The organism is Sinimarinibacterium flocculans, from assembly GCF_003201205.1.
GTDB lineage: Bacteria > Pseudomonadota > Gammaproteobacteria > Nevskiales > Nevskiaceae > Solimonas > Solimonas flocculans.
Map to the genome: position 1 here is coordinate 1 of NZ_QICN01000022.1, position 9627 is coordinate 9627.

Sequence of the window (9627 nt, forward strand, 5' to 3'; positions counted from 1 at the left end):
GCTTCTTGCGCATATCCAACTGGAGTTGCTTCACGACGTCGGGCGGGATGATCCACAGCCCGCGGTCCAGATCGAATTGATCCGGCGTCGCCTGTCGCAGCTCGCCGGTTCGCACGCCGGTCAGCAGCAATAGCCGCAGCCCGAGCTGGGTCTGCCGCCTGCCGCGATAGCTGCGCAGCCTCTGCAACAGCTTCGGCAGCTCGGCCATGCGCAGGAACGGGTTGTGGTTGACGGGTGGCAGCGGCAGCGCCACCACATCGAGATCGGAGGCAGGGTTCTGCTCCAGGCCCGGCACGATCACCAGCGCGTAGCGGAACAGTTGGTTGAACCACGTCCTGACTTTCTCGGCGACGGAGAGCGCCCTGCGCTTCTCGATCTTGGCGATCACCTCCAAGAGGTCGGGACGCTTGATCTCATAGATCGACCGTTTGCCCAAGGTGGGCAGCACATCCTTGTCGAAGATGCGCGGAAGTATCGAGAGGGTCGTCTGCCGGCCTTCCTTGAGGGTGAGCCCGCGATGCTTGAGCCACTTGCGATACACCGCCTCGAAGGTGTTTTCGTCGGCGAGCCGGACAGCAGTGCGCTTCTGCTTGCGGTGTACGCGAGGATTGGTGCCTTTGGCCAGCAGGGCGCGCGCTTCGTCGCGCAGGCTGCGGGCCTCGCGAAGCGTCACCTCCGGGTAGGTGCCGAGCGACATCCGCTTCTGCTTGCCCGCCCAGTAGTAGCGGAAGTGCCAAGTCCTGCCCCCTGCAGCGGTGACGGCCAGGGAGAGGCCATCCAAGTCAGGGAGGGTGTATGCCTTGCCGGTTGCCTTGGCCTGTCGAACGGCCAGGTCTGAGAGTGCCATGCTCTTGCTCCAGTGGACCGCGGCAGAACGTCAAAGAGAGGAAAAGTCCTTGTGTGGCAACGACTTGCAGACTCTCTTGGACTTCTGCGGAAGTCCGCAGAATGATGCAGTGGAGCGGGCGATGGGAATCGAACCCACGCTAGAAGCTTGGGAAGCTCCTGTTCTACCATTAAACTACGCCCGCTCAGCGGACCGGCATTGTAGTCCAAGCCCTGCGTCCCGATCACGCTCCCCATGCAGATCACCGTCAACGGAGAAGTCCGCCCCCTGCCGTCGGCGCAGACGCTCGCCGATCTCGTCGAGAGCCTGGACCTCGGCGGACGACGCATCGCCGTCGAGCGCAACGGCGAGATCGTGCCGCGCTCGCAGTACCCGGCCACGGTGCTCGACGACGGCGACGAGCTGCTGATCGTCCACGCGATCGGGGGCGGGTGAGTCGCGGGGCCCGACCATGAAGGGCCGGGCCGGGGCCTGATCGGCGAGTTCGGCCGCGCCAGGGACACCGTCCGCGCAGCCTCCGCCCGGTCACGATTCACCCAGCGGCCAGAATCCAGCCGCTACACTGTCCGGCCGCAATCCACTACCGGCGATCGGGATCATGGCCAAGCCTCTCAAGATCGTATTGTTCGTCCTCGGCGGACTGCTCCTGCTGCTCGTCGTCGCGGCGGTGGCGCTGCCGTTGCTGTTCGACCCCAACAGCTTCCGCGGGCAGATCTCCGAGGCTGTCCAGAAACAGACCGGGCGCAGCTTCGAGGTCGGCAACATCGAGTTGCGCGTCTTCCCGTGGCTGCGCGTCGCGGTCGACGACGCCACGCTCGGCAACGCCGAGGGATTCGGCGACGAGCCGTTCGCCCACATCGGGCAACTGGGTGTCGGCGTGAAGCTGATGCCGCTGCTGGCCGATCGCCAGATCGAGGTCAGCAGCGTAACGCTCGACGGCCTGCGCCTGAATCTGGCCATCGATGCCGACGGCCGGTCCAACTGGCAGGACCTGCTGGAACGCCAGCAGGACGCGGCCGACGAAGATGCGCCGCCGGCCGAGGCACCCACCGATGGCGGCGTGAAGTTCGAACTGATCAACGTGGAGGGCGTGACGATCAGCGACGCCGTCGTCCGCTACAGCGACGCGCAGACGCAGCAGAGCTATCGGCTCGAACCCTTCAACCTCAAGACCGGCACCCTGGTGCCGGACGAACCGGTCGACCTCGAAGCCGATCTCGTCGCCTACGCGGAGAAGCCGAAGGCGGCGGTGGAGATCCGGATCAGCACGACGATGACGCGCGATGCCGACGCACAGACCATCCTGCTCGACGCGATCGACGCCGCGATCAAGGCGCGCGCAGAGAAGGCGATGGGCGGAGAGGACGTCGATGTTGACGTCACGCTGCGCGGCGGCGTTCTGGCGGATACCGGCTCGATGCGCTTCGAAACACGCGAGCTGAAGCTCGAGGCGAAGGCCAGCGGCGCCGCGGTTCCCGGCGGCTCGCAGACGCTTCGGCTGTCCGGGCAGGCGCTTTTCGACCAGGGCCAGGGCACGCTGGCCTTCGACGATGGTCGCATCGAGGCGGCAGGCGTCGTCGTCACCACGCAGATTCGCGGCGAAGGCCTCGGCAGCGAGCGCCCGCGCCTCTCCGGGCCGGTCTCGGTCGCAGCGTTCTCGCCACGCGCGCTGCTCGACACGCTCGGCATCGAGCTGCAGACGGCCGACGACCAGGTGCTGCGCAGCGCGAGTCTCAACACGCGCTACAGCGGCAGCTTCAGCAGCGCGACGCTCGACGAGCTGACCCTCAAGCTCGACGACACCACGGTGCAGGGCCGCGTCGCGATCACCGATTTCGCCACCCAGGCCCTGCAGCTGGCGCTGCGCGTCGACGCCATCGATGCCGACCGCTACCTGCCCCCCAAGACAGCGGACCAAGGCACCGGCGGCGAAGACAAGGACGCGGGCGACATCAACGGCATCGAACTGCCCACCGAGGCGCTCGAAGCGCTCAACGCCAACGGCACTGTGGACATCGGCAAGCTGACCATCAACGGCTTGCAGCTCACCGATGTGCGGCTCACGCTCAGCGGCAGCGGCAAGGCCCCCAAGACGCAGGAACTGTCGGCGAAGCTCTACGGCGGCAACCTGAACCTGAGCAATCGCTACAGCGATCCCGGTACGCCGGCGTTCGCCGTCAAGACCCAGCTCAATGCGCTCGATGCCGCCCCGTTTCTCCGCGACCTGCTGGGAAAGGACTACGTGAGCGGACTGGGAAACGTCAACGTGGACCTGACCGGTCGCGGCACGACCGTCGGTGAACTGCGCCGCACGCTCAGCGGCAGCGTCGCGGTGAAAGCCGAGAACGGCGCGATCAAGGGTTTCAACCTGGGGCAGATCCTGCGCAAGGGCGAGGCGATGCTCTCCGGCCAGGCGGCGCCCGCGGAGACCGGACCGCTGGAGACGGACTTCGCGACCATCAGCGCAACGGCGACCATCGTCAACGGCGTGCTCAGGACCGAAGACCTGTCCGCGGCGAGCCCGGCGTTCCGCCTCGCCGGCAGCGGCGAGATCGATCTGGCCCAGGAGACGATCCGCTTTCTGGCCAAGCCGACGGTCGTCGAGACGAGCAAGGGCCAGGGCGGCAAAGGACTGGAGCAGCTCAAGGGCCTGACGATCCCGATCGAAATCCGCGGCAACCTGTTCTCGCCGAGCTACAAGCTGGCACTCGAGGACGCGCTCAAGCAGCGCGCACGAGGCGCCCTGCAGGACAAGCTCGCCGAGGAGCTCGACCTCGAACCGGGGCAGACGTCGGAAGAGCAGATCAAGCAGCGGCTCAACGAGAAACTCGGCGACAAGCTCGGCGAGTTGCTGGGCGGTCGCCGCAAGCGCGACGAACAACCGGCGGCCACGCCGACACCGGCGCCCGAGACCGGTGCAAAGTCGGCGGCGCCCGCCGCCCAGCCTGCTCCCAGCGCGACGCCCGCACCGGCGGCGCAGTGAGGGCGGGGCCCGCCGCACTGCTGGCGGTTTGCGCCATCCTGCCGGCCGCCGCCGCGGAGATCGAGAAACTCGAAGTCACGCGCACTGAGGCCCGCTTCGGCATGACCCTGAGTGCGCGCCTCGACGTCCCGCTGGAGGACAGCTACCGCGTGCTGGGCAACTTCGACGAGTTGCCGCGCATCAACGACGCCGTCGAGGAAGTGCGCCTGCTCGACGGCGCGCCTGCCGGCGCCCAGCGCCTGTACACCCGGGTGCGGGTCTGCGTGTGGCTGTTCTGCCGGCATCTCGACCAGGTACAGGACATGTGGCCGATCGCCGGGGACGACGCGCGCGGGTACAACGCCGCGGTGCTGCCCGAGCGGAGCAACCTGCGCTTCGGCAACGCGCGCTGGCGCCTGCGCGATTGCGACGGCGTCACCTGCCTGCGGTTCGACGCGCAGCTCGAACCGGACTTCTGGGTGCCGCCGGTGATCGGCCCGTGGGCGATCGAGCGTGCGATGCGGCGCGAGGCGATCGCGACCGCCGAAGGCATCGAGCGACGCGCGCTCGCCACCTCGGTCGCGGCGGACACGGCACCGTGAGTGCGGTCGCGGCGGACCGGCCGCCGGAATTCGCCACGCGCCTGCTGGCATGGTTCGAGCTGAACGGCCGCCACGACCTGCCCTGGCAGCATCCGCGCGAGCCTTACCGCGTGTGGCTGTCCGAGATCATGCTGCAGCAGACGCAGGTCGCCACCGTCATCCCCTACTTCCGGCGCTTCCTCGAACGATTCCCCGATGTCGCAACGCTGGCGGCCGCGCCGGTCGACGACGTGCTCGCGCTATGGTCGGGCCTCGGGTACTACGCCCGTGCGCGCAACCTGCACCGCTGCGCGCGGCAGCTTGTCGACGAGCACGGCGGCCAGTTCCCGCGCTCGCTCGACGCGCTCGCGGCGCTGCCCGGCATCGGCCGCTCGACGGCCGGCGCGATCGCGGCCCAGTCCTGGGGCGCGCGCGCCGCCATCCTCGACGGCAACGTGCGCCGGGTGCTCGCCCGACATCGCGCGATAGACGGCTGGCCCGGCGCGCCGGCGGTGCAGCGGCGGCTGTGGGTCGTGGCCGAGGCATTGCTGCCCGACGATCGCCTGGCGGATTACACGCAGGCGCTGATGGACCTCGGCGCCACGATCTGCACCGCCCGGCGTCCGGACTGCGCGGCCTGCCCGGTATCTGCCGAATGCATCGCCCGCATCACCGATACCGTGGCCCGCTATCCGGCGGCCAGACCGCGAAAGCCGCGCGCCCGGCGACGCGCGCGGATGCTGCTGGCCTTCAATGCGCGTGGCGAACTGCTGCTCGAGCGCCGCGCCCCGGTCGGCATCTGGGGCGGCCTGTGGTGCCCGCCGATGCTCGACGACGATGCGCTGTCCGGAGACGGCGGCCACGCCCTGCTCGACGCTGCCGACCGCATCGAGACCCTGCCGCAGCTGCATCACGCCTTCACGCACTTCGACCTGGAGCTGCAGCCCCTGCGCTTCACGCTGTCGCGGTCCGGCGGCGTCGCCGAGTCCGGACGCCAGCGCTGGGTTAGTCTTGACGAACTGGCGGCGCTGGGATTGCCGGCGCCGGTTCGCAAGCTGCTTGCCTCACTCGACCTGACCGTTTCGACATGAGCCGCACCGTTCACTGCATCAAGCTCGGCACCGACGCCGAGGGTCTCGACCGTCCTCCGCTGCCCGGGCCGATGGGCCAGCGCATCTTCGAGAACGTTTCAAAACAGGCGTGGCAGGGCTGGATCGAACACCAGACGCGCCTGATCAACGAGTACCGGCTGGTGCTGGCGGACGCGCAGTCGCGACGATTCCTCAGCCAGGAGATGGAGCGCTACTTCTTCGGCGACGGCAAGACCGCGGAAACCGGGTACGTGCCGCCCTCAGAGTGAGGGCGCGAACAGTGCCAGCGCGAACCAGCCGCGGTCGTCGGTCCACTGCCTGAGCGGTCTCCAGCCGGCCGCAGTGCCGAGTGCGGCGATCGAGTCGGGCGTGTACTTGTACGAGCTCTCCGTATGCAGCCGCTCGCCCGCGCGAAAGCAGAAGCGGCGGCCGGCCACGCTGACGACCTGGTCGCTGCGGCTTTCCAGGTGCATCTCGATACGGCCACGCTCGCGGTCGTAGAAGGCCACGTGGCGGAACGCCGCGGGATCGAAGTTGCCGCCGAGTTCGCGGTTGATGCGCACCAGCAGGTTCAGGTTGAACTGCGCCGTCACGCCCTGCGCATCGTCGTACGCACGTTCGAGCACGTCGATGTCCTTCTGCAGGTCGACCCCGAGCAGCAGCCGGCCATCGCGCCCCGCCAGCGGACGGAAGCCCGCCAGCAGCCGGCGCGCAGCGTCCGGCTCGAAATTGCCGAGCGTGGAACCGGGAAAGAACACCGCCCGTCGCAGCGGCTGGCGCTGCGGTCTGGGCACGGCGAAGCCGGCAGTGAAGTCGGCAGCCACCGGCAACACCTCGATGTGCGGCAGCTCGGCACGCAGGGCCTGCGCGCTGTGCTCGAGGTGTTCCGCGGAAATGTCCACGGGCACGTAAGCCGCGGGCTCCTCGAGCGCGCGCAGCAGCACGCGCGTTTTCTCGCTGCTGCCGGCGCCGGGTTCGATCAGCAGGGCGCGTGCGCCAAGCGCCGCCGCCATTTCTCCGGCATGCGCCTCAAGAATCGCGCGCTCGGTGCGCGTGGGGTAGTACTCGGGCAACGTGCAGATGCGGTCGAACAGCGCCGAGCCGTTCGCATCGTAGAAATACTTGGCCGCAATCGCCTTGGGCGTCGCCGACAGGCCGGCGAGCACGTCGGCGAGAAACGCCGACGCACCCGCTTCGACGCGGCGCGGTGTGGACATCGTCGCCATCGCTCAGAGCTCCCGGACCAGCCGCAGGCCGCTGAACTGCCAGCGCGCCGACGGTGGAAAGAAGTTGCGGTACGTCAGGCGGCCATGCCCCGGCGGCGTCGCCGCCGAACCGCCGCGCAGAACGTACTGCCCGCACATGAACTTTCCGTTGTACTCGCCGATCGCACCGGCCGCGGGCCGGAACCCCGGGTACGCGGCATAGGCGCTCGACGTCCATTCCCAGACCTGACCCGCGGCAGCCAGGTCCGCGTCATGCACGGCCATCGCCACCTCCCACTGCGCCTCGGTCGGCAGGCCGGCACCAGCCCAGCGTGCGTAGGCGTCGGCCTCGTAGTAGCTCAGGTGGCACACCGGCGCATGCGGCTGCAAGGGCTGCAGGCCGTAAAGGCCAAAGGCGTGACGGTTGTCTTCGGACCAGTACATCGGCCGCTGCCATCCTTCGTCCTGCACCTGCGCCCAGCCGGCGGACAGCCACAGCAGGGGATCGCGATAACCACCGTCCTCGATAAACGCGCGGTACTCGGCGTTCGTCACCGGCCGAGAGGCCATCTCGAAGGCATCGAGCCACACCCGGTGGCGTGGCAGTTCATTGTCGAAGGCGAAGCCGTCGCCGGCGTGCCCGATCATCCGCAGCCCCGCCTCCACGCGCCGCCAGTGCAGCGGCACATCCGCAACCGTCGCCGGAGGCATGCTGCGATAGGCCGGCTGCATCGGATTGCACGAGAAGGCATGCAGAAGATCAGTGAGCATCAGCTCCTGGTGCTGCTGCTCGTGCTGCAGGCCCAGCTCGAGCAGCTCTGCCCAGCGCGCCGGATCGGACGACGCGCACAGCCGCTCCACCGCCGCATCGACATGGGCGCGATAGCTCATCACCGTCTCGAGGTCGGGCCGCGTCAGCAGCCCCCGCAGCGGACGGGCGTGCATCGTGCCCACGCCGTTGTAGTAGGAATTGAACAGGTGCGCGAAACGCGCATCGAAGCGCGCGAAATCGGGATCCAGCGCGGGCAGCACGAAGGTCTCGAAGAACCAGGTCGTGTGCCCCAGGTGCCACTTCAACGGACTGGCATCCGCCATGCTCTGGACCTGGCAGTCCTCCGGGCTCAACCCTTCCACCAGCTGCAGGGAACACCGCCGCACTTCGGCGAAGCGCGCCAGCAAGCCGGATGAAGCCGTTGCCCCCGCCCCGCTACGGACGTGCTGCATGGAAAGTCCTGCGCCTGGGTGGGACGCCAGCCTAGCCAGCCGTGTCGCCTCGGTCAAAAACCGCAGCTGAACGAGCGCATCTTCCTTGACTTGGCCCGGCCCCGCCGCTTTAATACCGCGCTCTTCGCCCGGCCCTCCCACGCCGGGCACGCGTTACACACGCATTGGCCGGGTAGCTCAGTTGGTAGAGCAGGGGATTGAAAATCCCCGTGTCGGCGGTTCGATTCCGTCCCCGGCCACCATAAGTCCTTGATTTTGATGATTTTTTATCTGGCGCGATTTCTCCTCGCGCTCGAGCTTGGGACGTTATTGGGACGAAATCGTCCGCACTCGTCCCCGAGATCGTGTGCTGCTGGCCATCAGGTACCTGCCATGTGTCTTGGAGGAACGCATGGGCAGACGCTCAACTGGAACCGTCGAGCGACGGGGCAAACATCAGTACCGCGCCCGCATCATTATTGGCGGTGAAGCGGTCACGCAGACATTCGCGTCGGAACGCGACGCGCGACGCTGGATCGACGGAATTGTCGACCTGTCGGATTCCGGTCGCTTCGACACGTGGAAAAAAGGCCGATCGCTGACCCTGGGGGCGGCTCTGTCGCGATACAGCGCCGAGGTCACCGCGTTCAAGCAGAACCGGATCCATGAGCAGGGGCAGATCGACCGGCTGCTCAGCGAGGAGACCGCACTCTGCGAGATGCCGCTCTGGTCAATCACGGTGTCGACGCTACAAGAATTCGTGATGCGGCGGATCGACGGGACCAGCACAAGGCCTAGCGTGTCAGGTTCGACCGTGAACCGCGATCTCGCGCTGATCAGCCATCTTTATACCGTTGCGATCACCCGGTGGGGCCTTGACGAACTGCGGACGCCCGTCGTGCGCGGCTTACGCTGCAAAGAAAACCAACCTCGTGATCGGCGCCTGGACAATCCCGCACGAAACAGGTCGTCAGTAGCACCGAGTGAGGAGCAACGTCTGCTGGAGGCGGCGCTGGAATATAGCAAGGGGCAGAACGCAAAGGTCGACCTCTATAACGCCATCCGCTTCACCCTTCGCACGGCGGTACGGCTGGGGGAGCTTGGTCGAATCGAATGGCGCCACGTCGACCTTGATCGTCGAGTTGTGCTGATCCCTATTACGAAGAACGGCGCGCCGCGATCGATCCCCCTGTGTCCAATTGCGATCGAAGTCCTTACAGGCATGACCCAGACGCGGGAAGGTCTCGTATTTGGCAATGCTGAATCAATCCGAACCGCTTGGAATCGCACTGTCCGGCGCGCAGAGCTTCAGGGGCTTCGATTTCACGACCTTCGCCATGAAGCCATTAGCCGTCTGTACGAAGAAACAGACCTGAGCGACATGGAAATCGCCGCGGTCAGCGGGCACAAAACGTTGAGCATGCTTCAGAGGTACAGCCACCTACGAGCTGATCGCATTGCGATGAAGCTCGCCAGAACCGGCGAGCGGACCCAACGTCAAAACCAACACCGAGCAGGGCCCACAACCAGCAACGGGCTGAACGAATCGGAAAGCTCTTCCTAATTCGCGCGGTTGCTGACCCCGCATCGTTGACTTTGTCGACGTTCCCCTCACTTACCCCCTGGAGGCACCCGTGAACATCCGACGTTACCCCGCGTTGAGTAGCGTTTCGATTAGAGCCCGTGAGTTGATGATATCGCTGTGGCAGCGAGCTGCCGTGCATAGTCGGCGGGCGTC

9 protein-coding genes and 2 tRNA genes are annotated in these 9627 nt (G+C 67.0%); 7 read left to right on the forward strand and 4 right to left on the reverse strand.

What is annotated here, in order from left to right; genetic code table 11:
• Positions 1-847, reverse strand: an 847-nt coding sequence (locus tag C8D93_RS20005) for a tyrosine-type recombinase/integrase (RefSeq protein WP_146216686.1), incomplete at its 3' end; no start/stop codon positions are given.
• 110 nt (positions 848-957) lie between these two features.
• A tRNA-Gly gene (locus C8D93_RS20010) sits at positions 958-1031 on the reverse strand.
• 50 nt (positions 1032-1081) lie between these two features.
• Between C8D93_RS20010 and thiS the strand changes: the two genes are divergently transcribed.
• The 5 genes from thiS to C8D93_RS20035 all read left to right on the forward strand — a co-directional run bounded on the left by thiS (position 1082) and on the right by C8D93_RS20035 (position 5750).
• Positions 1082-1282, forward strand: a complete 201-nt coding sequence (gene thiS, locus C8D93_RS20015) for a sulfur carrier protein ThiS (RefSeq protein ID WP_110267034.1) — start codon at positions 1082-1084, stop codon at positions 1280-1282.
• 163 nt (positions 1283-1445) lie between these two features.
• Positions 1446-3830, forward strand: coding sequence for an AsmA family protein (locus tag C8D93_RS20020; RefSeq protein WP_110267036.1), 2385 nt, complete (start codon positions 1446-1448; stop codon positions 3828-3830).
• Complete coding sequence (locus tag C8D93_RS20025; RefSeq protein WP_110267038.1) at positions 3827-4411, forward strand: SRPBCC family protein; 585 nt, start codon at positions 3827-3829, stop codon at positions 4409-4411. The genes C8D93_RS20020 and C8D93_RS20025 overlap by 4 nt, the downstream gene beginning before the upstream one ends.
• A complete protein-coding gene (gene mutY / locus C8D93_RS20030; RefSeq protein WP_110267040.1) occupies positions 4408-5481 on the forward strand; it encodes an A/G-specific adenine glycosylase in 1074 nt (357 codons plus the stop codon). Before C8D93_RS20025 ends, mutY begins: the two co-directional genes overlap by 4 nt.
• Entirely contained in the window at positions 5478-5750 is a 273-nt protein-coding gene (locus C8D93_RS20035) for an oxidative damage protection protein (RefSeq protein ID WP_110267042.1), read from the forward strand. Before mutY ends, C8D93_RS20035 begins: the two co-directional genes overlap by 4 nt.
• On the opposite strand, the gene egtD is transcribed toward C8D93_RS20035, so the two are convergent.
• Both egtD and egtB read right to left on the reverse strand, forming a co-directional pair.
• On the reverse strand, positions 5742-6707 hold the full coding sequence (egtD, locus tag C8D93_RS20040; protein ID WP_110267044.1) for an L-histidine N(alpha)-methyltransferase: 966 nt from the start codon (positions 6705-6707) through the stop codon (positions 5742-5744). The genes C8D93_RS20035 and egtD overlap by 9 nt on opposite strands.
• A 3-nt stretch (positions 6708-6710) precedes the next feature.
• A complete protein-coding gene (gene egtB, locus C8D93_RS20045) occupies positions 6711-7910 on the reverse strand; it encodes an ergothioneine biosynthesis protein EgtB (RefSeq protein ID WP_110267046.1) in 1200 nt (399 codons plus the stop codon).
• A gap of 166 nt (positions 7911-8076) precedes the next feature.
• On the opposite strand from egtB, the gene C8D93_RS20050 reads away from it, so the two are divergent.
• Positions 8077-8152, forward strand: a tRNA-Phe gene (locus C8D93_RS20050).
• A gap of 104 nt (positions 8153-8256) precedes the next feature.
• On the forward strand, positions 8257-9453 hold the full coding sequence (locus C8D93_RS20055) for a site-specific integrase (RefSeq protein ID WP_110267047.1): 1197 nt from the start codon (positions 8257-8259) through the stop codon (positions 9451-9453).
• Positions 9454-9627: the final 174 nt, after the last annotated feature.

What these genes read in the sequence shown, in the direction of transcription:
- thiS (WP_110267034.1), top strand. Translation starts at nt 1,082, where the DNA reads ATGCAGATCACCGTCAACGGAGAAGTCCGCCCCCTGCCGTCGGCGCAG.
- C8D93_RS20020 (WP_110267036.1), top strand. Translation starts at nt 1,446, where the DNA reads ATGGCCAAGCCTCTCAAGATCGTATTGTTCGTCCTCGGCGGACTGCTC.
- C8D93_RS20035 (WP_110267042.1), top strand. Translation starts at nt 5,478, where the DNA reads ATGAGCCGCACCGTTCACTGCATCAAGCTCGGCACCGACGCCGAGGGT.
- egtD (WP_110267044.1), bottom strand. Translation starts at nt 6,707, where the DNA reads ATGGCGACGATGTCCACACCGCGCCGCGTCGAAGCGGGTGCGTCGGCG.
- egtB (WP_110267046.1), bottom strand. Translation starts at nt 7,910, where the DNA reads ATGCAGCACGTCCGTAGCGGGGCGGGGGCAACGGCTTCATCCGGCTTG.